Below are 20,004 nucleotides of genomic sequence, written 5' to 3' on the forward strand. Positions count from 1 at the left end.
GGTGGCCGGCAAGACCGACAGTCGCCAGCTCCAGTTCGTCGGACTGATCGCCGTCGTCGCCGTGCTGCTGGCCGGCGGCGTCTACCTGGTGGCCCGCCCGTCCGGTCACAAGGTCACCGCGTACATCTCGTCGGCGGCTGCGGTCTTCGCCGACAACGACGTGCGGGTGCTCGGTGTGCCCGTCGGCCGGATCACGAGCGTCACGCCGCAGGGCACGCAGGTGAAGGTCGACATGCAGCTCGACGACCCGGACCTGAAGCTCCCGGCCGACGTCAACGCCGTGGTGGTCTCCCCGAGCCTGGTGACGGGCCGCTACATCCAGCTGACGCCCACGTACTCCACCGGCCCCGAGCTCGCCGACGGCGCGGTCATCCCGATCGATCGCACCAAGGTGCCGCTGGGCGTCGACGACCTGACCCGCACGGCCACCCAGCTCGCGAAGTCGCTGGGGCCCAACGGGGCCAACTCCTCCGGTGCGCTGTCGGACCTGTTGAAGGTCGGTGCCGCCTCCCTCGACGGCAACGGGCAGGCGGTCAACGACACGATCAACAACCTCGGGCAGCTGTCGGGCACGCTGGCCGACTCCCGCCAGGACCTGTTCGGCACCGTCACGGAGCTGCAGTCGTTCGTCTCCACGATCGCCGCCAACGATGCGCAGGTCCGGGAGTTCAACACCCGGCTCGCCGATGTCTCCGGCTTCCTCGCCGACGAGCGCGGCGACCTCGGCTCGGCGGTCTCCGAGCTCTCGGTGGCACTCGGCGACGTCGCCGACTTCATCCGCGACAACCGCGAGGGCCTCAAGGGCAACGTCGACAAGCTGGTCGACGTCACGGCGGTGCTGGTGAAGCAGCAGAAGGCGCTCGCCGAGACCTTCGACATCGCCCCGGCGGCCCTGTCGAACCTCGCCAACACCTACAACGGCTCCTCGGGCACGATCGACACCCGGGCCAACATCAACGAGCTGACGATGCCGCCGATCGTGCTGGTCTGCGAGCTGATCAAGCGCAGCGCGCCGCAGGGGCTGCCGAAGGCGCTCACCGACTCCTGCGCGCAGGTGGCCCCGATCCTCAACGGTGCGGTGCCGCTGCCGTCCCCGGCACAGGTGGTCACGGCGCTGCAGGCCGGGAAGCCGCCGCCCGTCCCGGGGCTCGCGCTGCCCACGCTGCCGCCCGCGCTCGCCGGTACCGGTGTTCCCACCGAAGGAGCCGGCCGATGATGCACCGTCGAGCGGTCCGGTTGGCCGCCGTCGCCACCGCTGCCGCCCTGCTCACGAGCGGGTGCGGCGTGCTGTCCAACGGCCTGCGCGGGGTGTCGCTGCCCGGTGGCGCCGACCTGGGGTCCGCGCCCTACCAGCTCACCGCCGAGTTCTCCGACGTCGTCGACCTGGTGCCGCAGTCGCTGGTGAAGGTCAACGACGTGCCCGTCGGCACGGTCACCGGGATCGGCGTCGGCCCGAACTGGACGGCCGAGGTCTCCATGCTCGTCAACGGCGACGTCCAGCTCCCGGCCGACACCCAGGCGCGCGTGCGCACCACCAGCCTGCTGGGGGAGAAGTTCGTGGAGCTGGCCGCGCCGACCACGGCGCCCGGTGCCGCACCAGCGCCGCGGATCGCCGACGGCGCCGTCATCCCGCTGTCCAGCACCGGTCGCGCCGCAGAGGTGGAGGAGGTGCTCGGTGCGCTGTCGATGCTGCTGAACGGCGGCGGCGTCAACCAGATCCGCACCATCGCCACCGAGCTCAACAAGGCGCTCTCGGGCAACGAGCCGGAGATCCGGTCGCTGCTGAGCGACGTCAACACCCTCGTCGGTGCGCTCGACGCCAAGAAGGGCGAGATCACCAGGGCGCTCGACGAGGTCAACAAGCTCTCGTCCACGCTGGACCAGCACAAGGGCCAGATCACGAACGCGCTCGACAACCTCGCTCCCGGGCTCAAGGAGCTGGAGGCGCAGCGCGGGCAGCTCGTCGACATGCTGCAGGCGCTCGACCGCCTCTCCGGTGTCGCCACCGGCGTCGTCGACCGCAGCCGCGACGATCTCGTCGCCGACCTGCGGCTGCTGCAGCCCACGCTGAACAAGCTCGTCGAGTCGGGGCAGGACCTGCCCAACTCGCTGGAGATCCTGCCGTCGCCGCCGTTCACCGACGCGTCCATCAACGCGTTCGCGGGTGACTACGCCAACCTCTACGCCACGGTCGACCTGGACCTCGGTGACGTGCTGGGCAACCTCGCGCGGTCCAACCAGCCCTTCCCGGGCCCGGACGGTCCGCTGAGCGCGCTGCCGCCCACCGCGCAGCTGCTCGGCCCGCTGGTCGGTCCGCTGGTGGCGCCGGAGGGGCTCAAGTCACCGCCGTCGCTGCTCGGGCCGGGCGGCCTGCTCGGCCCCGCGGCCCCGGCCACGCCGGCCCCCGCTGCTCCCGCGGCACCGGGGGCCTCGGCGACCCCGACACCGACCCCGACTCCCACACCCACCCCCACACCGAAGCCCGGCGGGCTGCTCGGTGGACTGTTCGGAGGTGGCTCGTGATCACCAAGGTGGTCCGGATCCAGCTGATCGGGTTCCTGCTGCTCGCGGTGGCCGGTGTCGGGTACGCCGGCTTCCGCTACGCAGGCCTCGGCAACGTCTTCGGCTCCACGACCTACCCGGTGACGATGCAGCTCGCGCAGTCGGGCGGCATCTTCACCGGCGCCGACGTCACCTACCGCGGTGTCACGGTCGGCCGGGTCGGGCCGCTCAGCCTCACCGCGCAGGGAGTCGACGTCCAGCTCGACATCAACAAGAGCGCCCCGTCGATCCCGGCAGACCTCGACGCGCAGGTGGCAAACCTCTCCGCGCTCGGCGAGCAGTTCGTCGACCTCAAGCCGGCCACCGACGGCGGCCCCGAGCTGGTGGCGGGCTCGGTTATCCCGGCGGCCCGCACCACGACCCCGGTGCCGGTCGAGGACCTCGTGTCGAGCCTGGACGACTTCGTGCGCTCGGTGCCGCTCGACGCGCTGCACACCGTGGTCACGGAGCTGGGCACGTCGTTCAAGAACACGTCGCAGCCGCTGCAGAAGATCCTGGACACCACCAACGCGTTCTCCGCCGACGCCGTCGACGCGCTGCCGCAGACGTTGAAGCTCGTCCACGACGGGCGCACGGTGCTGACCACGGCCAACGACACCGCGGGCTCGTTCCAGAGCTTCAGCAAGAACCTGTCGCTGCTGTCGGACCAGCTCGTGAAGTCCGACCCCGATCTGCGGAACCTGATCGGGGCCGGCCCGGTCGTGTCCGACCAGATCATCGGCCTGCTCCGCGAGAGCGGGCCGGGCCTGTCGCAGCTCGTGGCCGACCTGCTCACGGTCTCGCGGGTCGCCGAGCCCCGCCAGGACGGGCTGCGGCAGATCCTCGTCACCTACCCGGCGCTCGTCGCGGGCGCGTCGTCGGCCGTGCCCGGCGACGGCACGGCCCACCTCGGCCTCGCCGTCAACCTGTTCGACCCGTACGCCTGCACCCAGGGCTACGAGAGCACCCCGCACCGGCCCGGCAACGCCGTCGGCCCGGAGGCGCTCAACTACGACGCCTACTGCGCGGAGCCCAAGGGCAGCCCGATCAACGTGCGCGGCGCGCAGAACGTGCCGCGTGCCGAGACCCCGAAACCGCCCGCCAACGCCCCGGTCGGGCCGCCCGGATCGCTTCCGGCCGGCACGGCGCCCGTCACGTCCACCCCGCCGCTGAGCTCACTGGCGCAGATCCTGCTCGGCTGAATCACCCCCGACGGCTGGAGAGCCGCATGACGCTACTCGACGAATCGCCCCCGACCGCCGCCGTCCCGATCCCGGACGCGCCGCGGCAGCCGCTCCTCACCCCGGTGCGGGTGCTGTCCGTGCTGGTGGCGCTGGCGGCGGTCGTCGCGCTGGTGTTCGGCGTGCTCTGGGTGATGGCCCTGAACAGCACCGACCTGGAGATGGCCGCCACCCGCGACACGGTGCTCCTCGACGCGCAGCAGGCGGCGATCAACCTCAACTCGCTCGACGCCACCAAGGTGGACGCCGGGCTCGACCTGTGGGAGCAGACCTCGACGGGCCCCCTGCTCGACGAGTTCAAGAAGAACCGCGCCGACTACGCGAAGGTCGTGAGCGACTCCAAGCGCGTCACGAAGGCCACGGTCACCGATGCGGCCGTCTCCCAGCTCGACGTCCGCACCGGCGTGGCGCGCGTGCTGGTCGGGCTCGACGTCCAGGTCACCCCGGAGGGCCAGCAGCCCGTCGTCACCCGGCAGCGGCTGCAGCTGGAGATGACCCGCACCGATGCCGGATGGAAGGCCAGCAGGCTCTCCCCCGTCCGGGCCCCGTCGAGTTGAGCGAGCGAGCTGATCAAGAGGTGACCGCCATGCCCCCGCGCCCCCGCGCTCCCCGTACCCGCGTCAGCGGCATCCGCAGGCCCCGCGTCGCCGGGCTCGCGCCCGCCACGTCGCGCGCCGACGGGTCCGAGAACGGCCACGACCACCCGCACCTGCGCGGTTCCGTCGCGCTCGACGAGGCCACGCGCCCCGCTGCCGCTCCGTCCGAGACGTCGACCGAGATCCCGGCCGACGTCTCGGACGCGTCCGTGACGCTCACGAAGCCGGCCGGCCGCCGCGCCGGTCGGCGGGCGTCGGCCGCCACCGTCGAGGTGCCCGCGGTGGAGTCGGCCACGGTCGAGGTCGCGGCGGTGGCGGCCACCGAGCCGGCCGTCGCCCCGTCTCCGCGGGCGGGTCTGCGGGGCCGCCTGCGCGCGCTCGCCGTCCCGCTGCTGGCGGTCCTGCTGGTGCTGCTCACGGGTCTTGCGGTGTTCTTCGGCATCGCCAACGCGAACCTGCGTGGCACCCCGGCCGCCGCGAACACCGCGCTGGTGGACATGGCTGCCACCACCGCGGCGACGGAGCAGCTCACCGACGCGCTCAAGACCGTCTACTCCTACGACTACGCGCGGCTCGACGAGAACGAGAAGGCGGCCAAGGCCGTCATCACGCCGGCGTTCGAGCAGCAGTACGACCAGCTGTTCACCCAGGTCCGCCAGCTCGCACCGCAGCAGCAGGCCGTGGTCACGGCCACGATCGCGTTCTCCGCGGTGCAGAGCATCGAGGGTGACCACGCCGTGCTCGTGGCGTTCATGGACCAGCAGGCCACCCGCGCCGCGTCCGGCGGGCAGCCGTCGCAGCTCGCGGCGGCCGGCAGGCTCACCGTCAGCGGTGAGAAGATCGACGGGCACTGGAAGATCGCCGGCGTCGTCAGCCGCTGACGCTCTTCGCACACACCTCCGCGTCCCCGCACACACCCTGCACGGTGTGTGCGGGGACGCTTCGGTGTGTGCGAGGGACCCGCGCAGGGACGGCGTTGCCGGTCGCGTATCCTTGGCGTCAGTTCCACCGAAGACCGCAGGTCTGCGCCCGGCATGAGTGATCACGCCAGGCGCACGAAGGCTCCGCGAGAGCGGACGACCCGCGCAGGAGGACGAGGTTTCGCCGGGCGCGTAGGCACGCGCCCGTCCACGCCCCGTGCGCTCCTGCGTCCGGGGCGTTCGTCATTTCTGGGTCCTCTTCCTCGGTCACCCCGGTGGGTCTGCACGACGTAACCCCCCGACAACCGAGAGGAGGCAAGGGATGGTCAGACCCGACAAGGTCACGACGGTCGAAGAGATCGCCGGCCGTTTCCGGGGCTCGTCCGCCTCGGTGGTCACCGAGTACCGCGGCCTCACCATGACCCAGCTGACGGCCCTGCGCCGCAACCTGGGTGATGACACCGTCTATCGCGTCGCCAAGAACACCCTGGTGAAGCGGGCGGCCGAGGATGCCGGCATCCAGGGCATCGAGCAGCTGCTCGTCGGCCCCACGGCGATCGCCTTCATCACCGGCGAGCCCGTCGATGCCGCCAAGGCACTGCGTGACTTCGCCAAGGCCAACCAGGCCCTGGTGATCAAGGGTGGCTTCATGGACGGTCGCTCGCTGACCGTTGCCGAGGTCAACCAGCTCGCTGACCTGGAGTCCCGCGAGGTCCTGCTGTCGAAGCTCGCAGGTGCGATGAAGGGGACCATGGCCAAGGCCGCGGGCCTGTTCGCCGCTCCCGCTTCGCAGGTCGCCCGCCTGGCACAGGCGCTGGCCGACAAGCGCGCTGCCGAGGAGGGCCCGGCTGCTGCCGCGCCCGCCGAGGACAGCGCTGCAACCGAGGCTGCGGCAGACGCCGAGAGCTGATCACCACCCCCTGCTTTAGTCAGAATCAGAGAGGAACGCCACCATGGCGAAGCTGTCCACCGACGAGCTGCTCGAGGCCTTCAAGGACCTCACCCTGATCGAGCTGTCGGAGTTCGTGAAGAAGTTCGAGGAGACCTTCGACGTCACAGCGGCCGCCCCGGTCGCCGTTGCCGCCGCCGGCCCCGCTGCCGCCGCCGCCGACGCCCCGGAGGAGAAGGACGAGTTCAACGTCGTCCTCGACGCCGCCGGTGACAAGAAGATCCAGGTCATCAAGGTCGTCCGTGAGCTCGTCTCGGGCCTGGGCCTCAAGGAGGCCAAGGACCTCGTCGAGTCCGCCCCCAAGGCGATCCTCGAGGGCGTTGCCAAGGACGCGGCCGACGCCGCCAAGGCCAAGCTCGAGGAGGCCGGCGCCAAGGTCAGCCTGAGCTGATCTCGGTACCGCACCCGCACCACCGAAAGGCGCTCCCGTCCACTGGACGGGAGCGCCTTTCGCGTTGTCGGGCCCGGTTCGCGCAGGGTGCAGGGGAGCTACCGCCCCCGCAGCTCCCGGCGCAGCAGCTTGCCCGTCACCGTCTTCGGGATCTCGTCGAGGATCTCCACCTGGCGCGGGTACTTGTAGGCCGCCATCCGCTCCTTGGTGAAGGCGATCAGCTCCTCCGGCGTGGCGCTCGTGCCGGGGCGCAGGCTCACGAACGCCTTCACCGTCTCGCCGCGGTACTCGTCAGGCACCCCGACGACGGCCGCCTCGCGCACCGAGGCGTGCTCGTAGAGCATGTCCTCCACCTCGCGCGGCCACACCTTGTAGCCGCTGACGTTGATCTGGTCCTTCTTGCGGTCGACGATGTAGAACCAGCCCTCGGCGTCCATGTAGCCGACGTCGCCGGTGTGCAGCGCGCCGTCGGGGAAGGCCTTGGCGCTCTCGTCGGGCTTCTGCCAGTACCCGACCACGACCTGTGGCCCGGCCGTGACGAGCTCGCCGATCTCGCCGGGCGGCAGGTCCTTGCCCTCGTCGTCGACGATCCGCACCACCGTGTTGTAGATCGGCACCCCGACCGAGAGCGCGCCCGACGCGGGGTCGACGGGGGCCGTCGCGCCCAGCGGCACACCGTGCGACGGCGACGTGGTCTCGGTCAGCCCGTAGATGTTGTGGATGTAGGTGCCGAAGGCGTTCTGGAACGCGGTGACGGTGCTCGGCGGGATCGGCGCCCCACCGGAGAAGATCTTCGTGAGGCTGGAGAGCGCCTCCCGGTCGGCGGCGGGGGAGTTCATCAGCGCGATGAACACCGTGATCGACCCGACCGTGAACGTGACGCGCTCGTCGCGGATCGTCTCGATCGCGACGGCCGGGTCCAGCCGGTACATCAGCACCAGCGGCGCCCCCACCAGCATGCAGATCGCGATGTGCCCGATCAGCCCGGTGATGTGGAACAGGGGCGCGACGCCCAGCACGACGTCGTCACCGGAGAGCCCGATCCAGTCGCGGTAGCTCTGCGCGTTGAAGACCACGTTGCGGTGGGTCGTCATCGCGCCCTTGGGCGGCCCGGTGGTGCCCGAGGTGTAGGTCAGGAACGCGATGTCGTCGGGCCCGAGCGTGACCGCGGGCGGCGACTGCCCCTGGAACCGCTCCAGCAGGGCCGCCATGTCCACGGTGTCGGGGAGGTCGATGCGCTCGACCCCGCTGAAGATCCGCTCGTCGCCCCGGGTCTGGTACTCCAGCTCCGAGGTCGTGATGACAGTGCGTACCGCGGTGCCGTCGAGCACGTCCTTCGCCACGTCGCGGTAGAGGCTCTGCATGCTCACCAGCACCGTGGCGCCGGAGTCGTCGAGCAGCCCGCGCAGCTCCCGACCCTTGTTCATCGGGTTGATGGAGACCGCGATGCCGCCGGCCTTCCACGTGCCGATCTGCGCGATCAGGAACTGCGGGACGTTCTGCAGGAACACCGCCACGCGGTCGCCCGCGGTGAACCCGGCATCGAGGATGCCGGCGGCGAACGCGTCGGTCAGCCCGTCCAGCTCGGCGAAGCTGATCCGCCCGTCGAAGTAGCGGATGGCGTCGCCGTCGGGGTTGCGCGCGACGGTCGCCTTGACCATCTCCACGGCGTTGGCGAACTCGACGTCGATCTCTGCGGGCTGGCCGGCGGCGTACCGGGCCAGCCATACCTTCTCCGAGTAGACGGAGCTCATCGGATGGCCACGGGGTTCACCGGTGCGCCGGTGCCGTTGACTACCTTCAGCGGGGCGGCGACGTAGAGGAACGTCCAGCGCCCGTCGGCGGCGCAGGCGTCGGCGAGGTCGTCGAGCCAGGCGATCTCGGTGAGCGTGACGCCGAGGTTGCGCATCAGCGCGCAGTGCAGCGGCAGCGCGACCCCGGAGACCGGGTCGGTGGTGACCTCGTTGGCGATCGTGTCGGTGACCAGGTTCGGCACCTCGCGGCTCTGGAACCACTCGACGAGCTCGCGGGAGTAGGTCAGGCCGGGCTCGATGAACCCGTCGTAGAACTTCTCCGGGTCGTTGAGCTCGTACCAGTACTTCATCCAGCCGGTGCGGATCACCAGGATGTCGTGCGGCTCGATCGTGACGCCCTGGGCCGCGGCGGCGGCCTCCAGGTCGTTGTGGTCGAACGTCTCGCCCTTGTCCAGGTACTCCTTGCCGCGGTGGCGCGCCATGTCGATCAGGACGCCGCGTCCGACGATGCCCTTCTCGGCGATCGGCAGCACCGTCGCCTTGGTCATCGCGTCGACGGTGGTGCGGGCGTCGTAGCCGTTCCAGAGCTTGCCGTCGTACCAGACGTGGCCCAGCGCGTCGTACTGCGTGGAGCCCTGCAGGAAGATGTGGGCGGTGTCGTCGGCGTAGTGCAGGCCGCCGGGGAACGCGGGCGCGCCCTCGCCGTCCCAGGTGCTCTCGTCCAGCTCGTTCTTGCGCTTGATGCCTTCCCGGCCGGGCCACAGCGGGTCGCCGGGGCTCTCCGCGCGGCCCATCTGGATCTGCAGGGTGAACACGTCGCCGGACTTGATGTGCTGCACGCCGCGCAGCACCTCGGCCGCATCGAGGTAGTTCAGGGCGCCGAGCTCGTCGTCGGGGCCCCACTTCCCCCAGTTGCTGGGAGCGTCGTCACCGAGCAGCTCGCGCATCGCGGGTGCATCGGACATAAGTCGTCACCTCGGTCATCGTTGACGGGTAGTAGGACTTCCGACGATGCTTGTGTCAACAATCGGGACGTGTCAAGTTGGGGCGCCGGACGGCCTGTAGAGAGTCCCCACCCTTCGAACGGGGAGCGGCGCGCCGCGCATCGCGTGACCGTTTCGTGCGTCGTGCGTCACTCGAAAAGGTTGACCGTCGGGCGATGGAGTGAACCCCTCGGGGCGCGAGTAGTGTCGTGCAAGGCCCCGTTGGGCGGTCATCCCCATGGGTCGAGGCCGTTGCCGGTGCTGCTCATCCGCCGTGAAGGCCCCCGTTCGGGGCACTCCGGGCCGGTCGTCTCGCCGAACGGACCACTTACCGACGCGTAGCGTCTTGACTCGGTGCGCCTGTCAGGTCACTCTTAGGTCTCGATGGTTGCCTTGGTGACCTGTCTCGACAGCGGCTGCATTTGCAGCTAGACTGCCTCTTTGCGCTGCCTCCGTCCAGCTTTGCGCGCGCACTCAAGGGGCTCCCCGCCGATCGGGACTTCCATGCAGTGCACTCGCGGGTCTGGTCGGTGGCTGCGCCCTGACAACACAGACGGCGTGCACCGGAATCCACAACTGATCACCGACGGCCGCTCAGGTCGAACGGTATCGCGTACGGACCGTTGCCCGCCAGACGAGAAGCGCAGTTCCGGAAGGACGCATCTTGGCATCGCCGCACGCCACCAAGACCCCCGCGACCACCTCGGACCACATGAATCTCCCCGGCGCCCCGATCCGGGTCTCGTTCGCGAAGATTCGTGAACCCCTCCGGGTGCCCGACCTGCTCGACCTGCAGACCCAGTCGTTCGAGTGGCTGGTGGGCGACGAGGCGTGGTTCCAGCGGCGGATCGATGCCGGTGACGAGAACCCGATGGGTGGTCTCGAGGACATCCTCACCGAGATCTCGCCCATCGAGGACTTCTCCGGCTCGATGTCCCTGTCCTTCTCCGACCCTCGCTTCGACGAGGTCAAGGCCTCGGAGGAGGAGTGCAAGGACAAGGACATGACCTACGCGGCTCCGCTGTTCGTCACCGCGGAGTTCACGAACAACACCACGGGTGAGATCAAGAGCCAGACCGTCTTCATGGGCGACTTCCCCGTGATGACGCGCAAGGGCACCTTCATCATCAACGGCACCGAGCGTGTCGTGGTCTCGCAGCTGGTCCGCTCGCCGGGCGTGTACTTCTCCCACGAGATCGACAAGTCCACCGAGAAGGACGTCTACTCCGTCCGGGTCATCCCGAGCCGGGGTGCGTGGCTGGAGTTCGACGTCGACAAGCGCGACACCGTCGGTGTGCGCATCGACCGCAAGCGCCGCCAGCCGGTCACCGTGCTGCTCAAGGCGCTGGGGTGGACCGCCGAGCAGATCGCGGCGCGTTTCGGGTTCTCCGAGACGATGCTGGCGACGCTGGAGAAGGATCACACCGCCGGGCAGGACGAGGCGCTGCTCGACATCTACCGCAAGCTGCGCCCGGGCGAGCCGCCCACCCGTGAGAGCGCGCAGACGCTGCTGGAGAACCTGTTCTTCAAGGACAAGCGCTATGACCTCGCGCGCGTCGGTCGCTACAAGACCAACAAGAAGCTCGGGCAGAAGACGCCGAACTCGGTGGGCACGCTGACCGAGGACGACATCGCCACCGCCATCGAGTACCTGGTGCGCCTGCACGCCGGCGACACGATGATGACGGTCGGCGAGGGCGAGAACGCGGTCGAGATCCCGGTCGAGACCGACGACATCGACCACTTCGGCAACCGCCGCATCCGCACCGTGGGCGAGCTGATCCAGAACCAGATCCGCGTCGGCCTCTCGCGCATGGAGCGGGTCGTCCGCGAGCGGATGACCACCCAGGACGTCGAGGCGATCACGCCGCAGACCCTGATCAACATCCGTCCCGTCGTGGCGGCGATCAAGGAGTTCTTCGGCACGTCGCAGCTGTCGCAGTTCATGGACCAGACCAACCCCCTCGCGGGCCTGACGCACAAGCGTCGGCTCAACGCGCTGGGCCCGGGTGGTCTGTCGCGTGAACGCGCCGGTTACGAGGTCCGGGATGTGCACGCCAGCCACTACGGCCGGATGTGCCCGATCGAGACGCCTGAGGGCCCGAACATCGGCCTGATCGGGTCGTTGGCCAGCTTCGCGCAGGTCAACCCGTTCGGCTTCATCCAGACCCCGTACCGCAAGGTCAACAACGGCCAGGCCACGGATCAGATCGACTACCTCACCGCCGACGAGGAGGACCGCTTCGTCATCGCGCAGGCCAGTGAGCGCCTGACCGAGGACGGACACTTCGTCGAGGAGCGCGTGCTCGTCCGCCGCAAGGGTGGCGAGCCCGACCTCATCCCGTCGGCCGGTGTCGACTACATCGACGTCTCTCCGCGGCAGATGGTGTCTGTCGGTTCGGCGATGATCCCGTTCCTCGAGCACGACGACGCCAACCGCGCGCTCATGGGCGCCAACATGCAGCGTCAGTCCGTCCCCCTGCTGCGCAGCGACTCACCGCTCGTGGGCACCGGGATGGAGCTGCGCGCCGCTGTCGACGCGGGCGACGTGGTCGTGAACGAGAAGGCCGGCATCGTCGAGGAGCTGTGCGCCGACTTCATCACGGTGATGGCCGACGACGGCACCCGCCAGACCTACCGGCTGTACAAGTTCCGCCGCAGCAACCAGGGCACCTGCATCAACCAGAAGCCCATCGTCGAAGAGGGTTCGCGCGTCGAGGTCGGCCAGGTACTGGCCGACGGGCCGTGCACCGAGAACGGCGAGATGGCGCTCGGCAAGAACCTGCTCGTGGCGATCATGCCGTGGGAGGGCCACAACTACGAGGACGCCATCATCCTCTCGCAGCGCCTGGTGCAGGACGACGTCTTGACGTCGATCCACATCGAGGAGCACGAGATCGATGCCCGCGACACGAAGCTGGGCGCCGAGGAGATCACCCGGGACATCCCGAACGTCTCCGAGGAGGTGCTCGCCGATCTCGACGAGCGCGGCATCATCCGCATCGGTGCCGAGGTCCAGCCCGGCGACATCCTCGTCGGCAAGGTCACGCCCAAGGGCGAGACGGAGCTGACCCCGGAGGAGCGCCTGCTGCGCGCGATCTTCGGCGAGAAGGCGCGCGAGGTGCGCGACACGTCGCTGAAGGTCCCGCACGGCGAGACCGGCAAGGTCATCGGCATCCGGGTCTTCTCCCGCGACGACGAGGACGAGCTGGCGCCGGGCGTCAACGAGCTGGTCCGCGTCTACGTGGCCCAGAAGCGCAAGATCCAGGACGGCGACAAGCTCGCCGGCCGCCACGGCAACAAGGGCGTCATCGGCAAGATCCTCCCCGCCGAGGACATGCCGTTCCTGCCCGACGGCACGCCGATCGACATCATCCTCAACACCCACGGTGTGCCGCGCCGGATGAACATCGGCCAGGTGCTGGAGACCCACCTCGGGTGGATCGCCAAGACCGGCTGGTCGATCGACGGGCAGCCGGACTGGGCCAGCCAGATCCCGGAGAGCCTGTTCGAGGCTCCTCCCGGCACGAAGACCGCCACCCCGGTGTTCGACGGTGCCAAGGAGCACGAGATCACCGGCCTGCTGGGCTCGACGCTGCCCAACCGTGACGGCGAGCGCATGGTCAAGGGCGACGGCAAGGCCCAGCTGTTCGACGGTCGCTCCGGGGAGCCGTTCCCGTTCCCGGTCGCCGTCGGCTACATGTACATCCTGAAGCTGCTCCACCTCGTGGACGACAAGATCCACGCGCGTTCCACCGGCCCGTACTCGATGATCACGCAGCAGCCACTGGGTGGTAAGGCCCAGTTCGGTGGCCAGCGGTTCGGTGAGATGGAGTGCTGGGCGATGCAGGCCTACGGCGCGGCATACACGCTGCAGGAACTGCTCACGATCAAGTCGGACGACGTGGTGGGCCGGGTCAAGGTCTACGAGGCGATCGTCAAGGGCGAGAACATCCCTGAGCCGGGTATCCCGGAGTCGTTCAAGGTGCTCCTCAAGGAGCTCCAGTCGCTGTGCCTCAACGTCGAGGTGCTCTCCAGTGACGGCGCGGCCATCGAGATGCACGACAGCGACGACGAGGACCTCGAACGTGCCGCGGCGAACCTGGGCATCAACCTGTCCAGCCGTCCCGGCAGTGAGTCGATGACCGTCGACGACGTCGTCAACTGACCCCGCCCAGAGCCGACACACGAAGGAACTGAGGACACTAGTGCTCGACGTCAACTTCTTCGACGAGCTGCGCATCGGCCTGGCCACCGCCGAGGACATCCGGCAGTGGTCCCACGGCGAGGTCAAGAAGCCCGAGACCATCAACTACCGCACCCTCAAGCCGGAGAAGGACGGGCTCTTCTGCGAGAAGATCTTCGGTCCGACCCGGGACTGGGAGTGCTACTGCGGTAAGTACAAGCGCGTCCGCTTCAAGGGCATCATCTGCGAGCGCTGCGGCGTCGAGGTCACTCGCGCCAAGGTGCGCCGTGAGCGGATGGGCCACATCGAGCTGGCCGCCCCGGTCACGCACATCTGGTACTTCAAGGGTGTGCCCAGCCGGCTGGGCTACCTGCTCGACCTGGCGCCGAAGGATCTCGAGAAGATCATCTACTTCGCGGCCTACGTGATCACGTCGGTCAACAAGGACCAGCGCCACACCGACCTGTCCACGCTCGAGAACGAGATGAGCGTGGAGCGCAAGCGGGTCGAGAACCGCCGCGACACCGACCTGGAGGCCCGGGCCCAGAAGCTCGAGGCCGACGTGGCCGAGCTCGAGGCCGAGGGCGCCAAGAGCGACGTCCGCCGCAAGGTCAAGGAGGGTGGCGAGCGCGAGATGCGCCAGCTCCGTGACCGTGCCCAGCGCGAGCTGGACCGGCTCGACGAGATCTGGACGTCCTTCTCGAAGCTCGACGTGCAGCAGCTGATCGCGGACGAGGGGCTCTACCGCGAGCTCTACGACCGCTACGGCGACTACTTCACCGGGTCCATGGGCGCCGAGGCGATCCAGACCCTGCTGCAGAACTTCGACATCCCGGCCGAGGCCGAGAACCTGCGCGAGACCATCCGCAGCGGCAAGGGGCAGAAGAAGCTCCGCGCGCTCAAGCGCCTCAAGGTCGTCGCGGCGTTCCAGACCACCGGCAACTCGCCGATGGGCATGGTGCTCGACTGCGTCCCGGTCATCCCGCCGGACCTGCGCCCGATGGTGCAGCTCGACGGTGGCCGCTTCGCCACGTCCGACCTGAACGACCTGTACCGCCGTGTGATCAACCGCAACAACCGCCTCAAGCGACTGATCGACCTCGGCGCGCCCGAGATCATCGTCAACAACGAGAAGCGGATGCTGCAGGAGGCCGTCGACGCGCTGTTCGACAACGGCCGTCGCGGTCGTCCGGTGACGGGCCCGGGCAACCGGCCGCTCAAGTCGCTGTCCGACCTGCTGAAGGGCAAGCAGGGCCGGTTCCGTCAGAACCTGCTCGGCAAGCGCGTCGACTACTCGGGCCGTTCGGTCATCGTGGTCGGCCCGCAGCTCAAGCTGCACCAGTGCGGCCTGCCCAAGCAGATGGCGCTGGAGCTGTTCAAGCCGTTCGTCATGAAGCGGCTGGTCGACCTCAACCACGCGCAGAACATCAAGTCTGCGAAGCGCATGGTCGAGCGTGGGCGCTCTCAGGTGTGGGACGTGCTCGAAGAGGTCATCTCCGAGCACCCGGTGCTGCTCAACCGCGCACCGACCCTGCACCGGCTGGGCATCCAGGCCTTCGAGCCGCAGCTGGTCGAGGGCAAGGCCATCCAGCTCCACCCGCTCGTGTGTGAGGCGTTCAACGCCGACTTCGACGGTGACCAGATGGCGGTGCACCTGCCGCTGTCGGCCGAGGCGCAGTCCGAGGCCCGGGTGCTGATGCTCTCGAGCAACAACATCCTGTCGCCCGCGTCGGGTCGGCCGCTTGCCATGCCGCGTCTGGACATGGTCACGGGGCTCTACCACCTGAGCAAGGAGCGCCCTGGCGCCTACGGCGAGGGCGGCGTCTACTCGTCGGTCGCCGAGGCGATCATGGCCTACGACCGCAAGGTGCTCCACCTGCAGGCGCCGATCAAGATCCGGCTCCACGGGGTCGTCCCGCCGGCCGACATCTACCCCTCGCTCGTCGAGAAGGGGTGGTCACCCGGTGAGCCGTACCTGGCCGAGACCACCCTGGGCCGGGTGCTGTTCAACGAGCTGCTGCCGTCGGACTACCCGTTCGTCAACGAGATCCTGCCCAAGAAGCGCCAGGCCGTGATCGTCAACGCGCTGGCCGAGCGGTACTCGATGACCGAGGTCGCCCAGGTCCTGGACCGGCTCAAGGACGCGGGCTTCTACTGGGCCACGCGTTCGGGTGTCACCATCGCGATCTCCGACGTCATCGTGCCGCCGAACAAGCAGCAGATCCTCGACGGTTACGAGGAGCGGGCACTCCAGGTCGACAAGCGCTACCAGCGTGGTGCGCTGTCTCGCCAGGAGCGCAACGACGAGATGGTCAAGATCTGGACGCAGGCCTCCGAAGAGGTGGCCAAGGCGATGGAGGCCAACTTCCCGCCGGACAACCCGATCCCCACGATCGTGGCGTCCGGGGCGGCGGGCAACATGACCCAGGTCCGGCAGCTCGCCGGTATGCGTGGTCTGGTGGCCAACCCCAAGGGCGAGTACATCCCGCGTCCGATCAAGGCCAACTTCCGTGAGGGCCTGTCGGTGCTGGAGTACTTCATCTCCACGCACGGCACCCGAAAGGGTCTGGCCGACACCGCGCTGCGTACGGCCGAGTCGGGCTACCTGACCCGTCGTCTCGTGGACGTCTCGCAGGACGTCATCGTCCGCGAGGTCGACTGCGGCACCGAGCGCAGCATCACGATGGCCGTCACGGAGGAGACTTCCGACGGCCGCCGGATCCCGCACCGCTACATCCGCACCAGCGTCTACGCCCGCACGTCGGCCGAGGACGTCATGGGGCCGGACGGCGAGTTCGTGGTCCGTCGTGGTGACGACCTCGGCGACCCCGCGCTCGACGCGCTGGTCGAGGCCGGCGTCGAGAAGATCAAGGTCCGCAGTGCGCTGACGTGCACCTCGGCCACCGGGATCTGCGCGTTCTGCTACGGCCGTTCGATGGCCACCGGCCAGCTGGTGGACATCGGCGAGGCCGTCGGCATCGTCGCCGCGCAGTCCATCGGTGAGCCCGGCACCCAGCTGACGATGCGTACCTTCCACACCGGTGGTGTGGCGGGTGCCGACGACATCACGATGGGTCTGCCGCGCGTCCAGGAGCTCTTCGAGGCCCGTACCCCGAAGGGCATGGCGCCCATCGCCGATGTCGACGGTCGGATCTCGATCGACGACGGCGACCGCTTCCGCAAGATCACCCTCACCCCGGACGACGGTGGCGAGGAGATCATCTACGAGAAGCTGTCGAAGCAGCAGTGGCTGGCGATGACCACGATCGACGGCCAGGAGCGTCCGCTGGCCGACGGCGACCACGTCAACGTCGGGCAGCTGCTGCTCGAGGGCACGGCCAACCCGCACGAGGTGCTGCGGGTCATGGGTCCGCGTGAGGTGCAGCTGCACCTCGTGCGTGAGGTGCAGAAGGTGTACCGCACGCAGAGCGTGGACATCCACGACAAGCACATCGAGGTGATCGTCCGGCAGATGCTGCGCCGGGTCACGATCATCGACTCGGGTGCGTCGGACTTCCTGCCCGGCTCGCTCACCGAGCGCGCCGACTTCGAGACGCAGAACAAGCGCCTCGTGGCCGAGGGCAACGAGCCGGCCGCCGGACGTCCGGTGCTGATGGGGATCACGAAGGCCTCGCTGGCCACCGAGTCGTGGCTGTCCGCGGCCTCGTTCCAGGAGACCACCCGGATCCTCACCGATGCTGCGATCAACGGAAAGCGCGACAAGCTCGTCGGGCTCAAGGAGAACGTGATCATCGGCAAGCTGATCCCGGCCGGTACGGGCATCAGCCGGTACCGCAACATCCAGGTCCAGCCCACGGAGGAGGCCCGCGCGGCCGCCTACGCGCTGCCGAGCTACGACGACGGCTACTACAGCCCCGACGTGTTCGGCACGGGCACCGGTGCCGCGGTGCCGCTGGACGACTACGACTTCGGACGCGACTACCGCTAGCCGGTGGTCCTGCCGGGCGGCGACGGTCGCCCGGCAGCAGTTCGATGGCCCGTGAAGGGGCCGGATACCGCTCTCCCGTGGCGGTGTCCGGCCCCTTCCGACGTTTCTGCCCGACGTCGCACACCTGCACCCGTCTTCGCACGCGGTCCAGCGTGTGCGAAGACCCACCACGACGTGCGAAGACGCCCCATCGCCACGGTGCTGGACAAGTCGGGCTCGGCGTTCGAGCGCTGAGCGGACCGGGCTCGATCACACCCCTGCGCAGTCGGCGCGCAGCTGCGCGCCCAGCTCCTCCACGGCCTCGTCCGCCTCCCGCAGCATCCCGACGAACACCGGGAAGGCGTGCCACATGCGGGGCTCGCGGCGGTAGGTCACCGCTCCACCTGCCGCCTCGACCCGCTCCACGAGGGTGTCGGAGTCGCCGAGCAGGATCTCCGCCGCACCGGCGATCACGTGCAGTGGGGGCAGGCCCGACAGGTCCGCATCGAGCGACCGCAGCTCGGGGGCGTCCGACCCGACGCTGTAGGCGTCGGCAGCGCGCACGAGCATCTCGGGGCTGAGCATCGCGTCGGATCCGGCGTTCAGCGCCAGCGTGGGGGAGCGGTGGGAGAAGTCGAGCCACGGCGAGATCAGGCCGACCGACCCCGGCAGCTCCTCGCCCGCCGCTCGCAACTGCAGGAGCAGGGTCATGGCGAGGCCGCCACCGGCGGAATCTCCGGCCACCGCGATGCGTTGTGCATCATGGCCGGCGGCACGCAGGGCCCGGTAGGCGGCAAGAACATCTGCCGAGCCGGCCGGGAACGGGTGCTCCGGTGCGAGCCGGTAGGCGGGGGCGTAGACGTGTGCGCCCGCCGCCCGGCTCAGCCGGGCGATCAGGGCCCGATGCGACGTCGGCGATCCCACCTCGTAGCCGCCGCCGTGCAGGTACAGCACGACGTGCGGTCCGGGCACCCCGGGAGCGGCCACGAGCTCGGTGGCCACGCCACCCAGCTCGCCGGGTGCGCGGCGCGTACCGCGCGGGCTCGGCACGGAGTAGCCCGTGACGTCGAGCAGCCGGCGGCGCAGCCGTCGCGGCAGCGGCGAGTCGAGCAGCGGTGAGATGACGCCGCGCGTCATCGCGCTGACGACGGCGAGCGGTAGGTGCATGACAGAGAAGGTACTGCGAGTGACGGGTGCGGGGCTGGGTGCGTTCGATCGGCCGCGAGCCGTGACAGGCCGCGACGAACGGGGGTCCGGGAGCGGCGAGCGGGCGAGTCCTCTTGCGGACGCGCCGGGCTTGCGGCACGCTGCCAGGACCGACCGGCCCTGACCAGGACCCGTTTTGACCCCCTTTCACGGGGGCGGGTACTCTATGGTCTTGCGCCCGACTGCGGTCGGGCCGATCTGCGCGCCCTGTGGTCGCTGGTCGCGCATCTCGGTGCGAGATCGGTCCCGCCGGGAGTGCGGGCCCCGGTTCCTCGTGAGGTCTCCCCCGATCTCGTTGTGCGAGCTACGGGGAGTTATGCGTACAACCTGCGACACGCCCGACCTCGGGGGAGGGCGGCCGGTGCAACCGGCCTCCCCGCACGACAGAAGTTCTAGCCACAGCACGCCGACGGGAAGAAGTAGACGGTTCATGCCCACGATCCAGCAGCTGGTCCGCAAGGGCCGTCAGGACAAGGTCACCAAGACCAAGACAGCAGCGCTGAAGGGGAGTCCCCAGCGCCGCGGGGTGTGCACGCGCGTGTACACGACCACGCCGAAGAAGCCGAACTCCGCGCTGCGCAAGGTGGCCCGCGTCAAGCTCAGCAGCAACATGGAAATCACCGCGTACATCCCGGGTGAGGGCCACAACCTGCAGGAGCACTCGATCGTTCTGGTCCGTGGTGGCCGCGTGAAGGACCTTCCCGGCGTGCGCTACAAGATCGTCCGAGGTTCGCTGGACACCCAGGGCGTCAAGAACCGCAAGCAGTCCCGCAGCAAGTACGGCGCGAAGAAGGAGAAGAGCTGATGCCTCGCAAGGGCCCCGCTCCGAAGCGTCCGCTGGTGTCCGACCCGGTGTACAGCTCGCCGTTGGTCACGCAGCTGGTCAACAAGGTGCTCCAGGACGGAAAGCGCTCGCTCGCCGAGCGCATCGTCTACGCGGCACTCGAAGGCACCCGGGAGAAGACCGGTACCGATCCGGTCGTCACCCTGAAGCGCGCCATGGACAACGTCCGGCCGGCCCTCGAGGTCAAGAGCCGTCGCGTCGGTGGTGCCACGTACCAGGTTCCCGTCGAGGTCCGCGCCACCCGGCAGACCACGCTGGCTCTGCGCTGGCTGGTTTCCTACGCCGGGCAGCGTCGCGAGAAGACCATGACCGAGCGCCTGATGAACGAGCTGCTCGACGCGAGCAACGGTCTCGGCGCTGCTGTGAAGCGGCGCGAAGACACGCACAAGATGGCGGAGTCCAACAAGGCCTTCGCCCACTATCGATGGTGATGACGGGCCCTGAGGTCCGCGCCAACCTGTTGAG

Annotated in this window: 14 protein-coding genes; 11 read left to right on the forward strand and 3 right to left on the reverse strand. The window is 69.2% G+C overall.

From position 1 onward, the window contains the following. The first annotated feature begins 1 nt into the window (after position 1). The 7 genes from ACFPFQ_RS04290 to rplL all read left to right on the forward strand — a co-directional run bounded on the left by ACFPFQ_RS04290 (position 2) and on the right by rplL (position 6,638). The gene (locus ACFPFQ_RS04290) at positions 2 to 1,216 is read left to right on the forward strand and encodes an MCE family protein (protein ID WP_379614954.1); all 1,215 of its coding nucleotides are present in this window, start codon (positions 2 to 4) and stop codon (positions 1,214 to 1,216) included. Further along, positions 1,213 to 2,523 (forward strand): MCE family protein, encoded by a 1,311-nt coding sequence (locus ACFPFQ_RS04295; protein WP_379614956.1) that lies wholly within the window; start codon positions 1,213 to 1,215, stop codon positions 2,521 to 2,523. The genes ACFPFQ_RS04290 and ACFPFQ_RS04295 overlap by 4 nt, the downstream gene beginning before the upstream one ends. Next, complete coding sequence (locus tag ACFPFQ_RS04300; protein ID WP_379614958.1) at positions 2,520 to 3,743, forward strand: MlaD family protein; 1,224 nt, start codon at positions 2,520 to 2,522, stop codon at positions 3,741 to 3,743. Before ACFPFQ_RS04295 ends, ACFPFQ_RS04300 begins: the two co-directional genes overlap by 4 nt. A gap of 26 nt (positions 3,744 to 3,769) precedes the next feature. Then, positions 3,770 to 4,339 carry a hypothetical protein gene (locus ACFPFQ_RS04305; RefSeq protein WP_379614960.1) on the forward strand — a complete coding sequence of 190 codons (570 nt, stop codon included), beginning with the start codon at positions 3,770 to 3,772 and terminating at the stop codon, positions 4,337 to 4,339. 29 nt (positions 4,340 to 4,368) lie between these two features. Beyond that, a complete protein-coding gene (locus ACFPFQ_RS04310; RefSeq protein WP_379614962.1) occupies positions 4,369 to 5,259 on the forward strand; it encodes a hypothetical protein in 891 nt (296 codons plus the stop codon). A 361-nt stretch (positions 5,260 to 5,620) separates the two neighbouring features. Continuing rightward, on the forward strand, positions 5,621 to 6,208 hold the full coding sequence (rplJ, locus tag ACFPFQ_RS04315) for a 50S ribosomal protein L10 (RefSeq protein ID WP_379614964.1): 588 nt from the start codon (positions 5,621 to 5,623) through the stop codon (positions 6,206 to 6,208). 43 nt (positions 6,209 to 6,251) lie between these two features. Then, positions 6,252 to 6,638 carry a 50S ribosomal protein L7/L12 gene (rplL, locus tag ACFPFQ_RS04320; RefSeq protein ID WP_379614966.1) on the forward strand — a complete coding sequence of 129 codons (387 nt, stop codon included), beginning with the start codon at positions 6,252 to 6,254 and terminating at the stop codon, positions 6,636 to 6,638. Between the two features lie 98 nt (positions 6,639 to 6,736). Here rplL and ACFPFQ_RS04325 read toward each other — a convergent pair whose 3' ends face one another. Both ACFPFQ_RS04325 and ACFPFQ_RS04330 read right to left on the reverse strand, forming a co-directional pair. Next, a complete protein-coding gene (locus ACFPFQ_RS04325) occupies positions 6,737 to 8,392 on the reverse strand; it encodes a class I adenylate-forming enzyme family protein (RefSeq protein ID WP_379614968.1) in 1,656 nt (551 codons plus the stop codon). Further along, the gene (locus ACFPFQ_RS04330; RefSeq protein WP_379614970.1) at positions 8,389 to 9,357 is read right to left on the reverse strand and encodes a cyclase family protein; all 969 of its coding nucleotides are present in this window, start codon (positions 9,355 to 9,357) and stop codon (positions 8,389 to 8,391) included. The genes ACFPFQ_RS04325 and ACFPFQ_RS04330 overlap by 4 nt, the downstream gene beginning before the upstream one ends. 682 nt (positions 9,358 to 10,039) lie before the next feature. Between ACFPFQ_RS04330 and rpoB the strand changes: the two genes are divergently transcribed. Together rpoB and ACFPFQ_RS04340 are read left to right on the forward strand one after the other, a co-directional pair. Beyond that, complete coding sequence (rpoB, locus tag ACFPFQ_RS04335) at positions 10,040 to 13,543, forward strand: DNA-directed RNA polymerase subunit beta (RefSeq protein ID WP_379614972.1); 3,504 nt, start codon at positions 10,040 to 10,042, stop codon at positions 13,541 to 13,543. A gap of 40 nt (positions 13,544 to 13,583) precedes the next feature. Continuing rightward, a complete protein-coding gene (locus tag ACFPFQ_RS04340) occupies positions 13,584 to 17,510 on the forward strand; it encodes a DNA-directed RNA polymerase subunit beta' (protein WP_379614974.1) in 3,927 nt (1,308 codons plus the stop codon). Between the two features lie 249 nt (positions 17,511 to 17,759). Here the strand turns inward: ACFPFQ_RS04340 and ACFPFQ_RS04345 are convergent, their stop codons facing one another. Continuing rightward, positions 17,760 to 18,656: an alpha/beta hydrolase gene (locus ACFPFQ_RS04345; RefSeq protein WP_379614976.1), complete on the reverse strand. Its 897-nt coding sequence runs from the start codon at positions 18,654 to 18,656 to the stop codon at positions 17,760 to 17,762. A gap of 469 nt (positions 18,657 to 19,125) precedes the next feature. Here ACFPFQ_RS04345 and rpsL point away from each other — a divergent pair, with 469 nt between their 5' ends. Continuing rightward, the gene (gene rpsL, locus ACFPFQ_RS04350; RefSeq protein ID WP_379614978.1) at positions 19,126 to 19,500 is read left to right on the forward strand and encodes a 30S ribosomal protein S12; all 375 of its coding nucleotides are present in this window, start codon (positions 19,126 to 19,128) and stop codon (positions 19,498 to 19,500) included. Next, the gene (rpsG, locus tag ACFPFQ_RS04355) at positions 19,500 to 19,970 is read left to right on the forward strand and encodes a 30S ribosomal protein S7 (RefSeq protein ID WP_379614980.1); all 471 of its coding nucleotides are present in this window, start codon (positions 19,500 to 19,502) and stop codon (positions 19,968 to 19,970) included. The genes rpsL and rpsG overlap by 1 nt, the downstream gene beginning before the upstream one ends. Positions 19,971 to 20,004 lie beyond the last annotated feature (34 nt).

The sequence above is a fragment of the Pseudonocardia sp. GCM10023141 genome, from assembly GCF_042653605.1.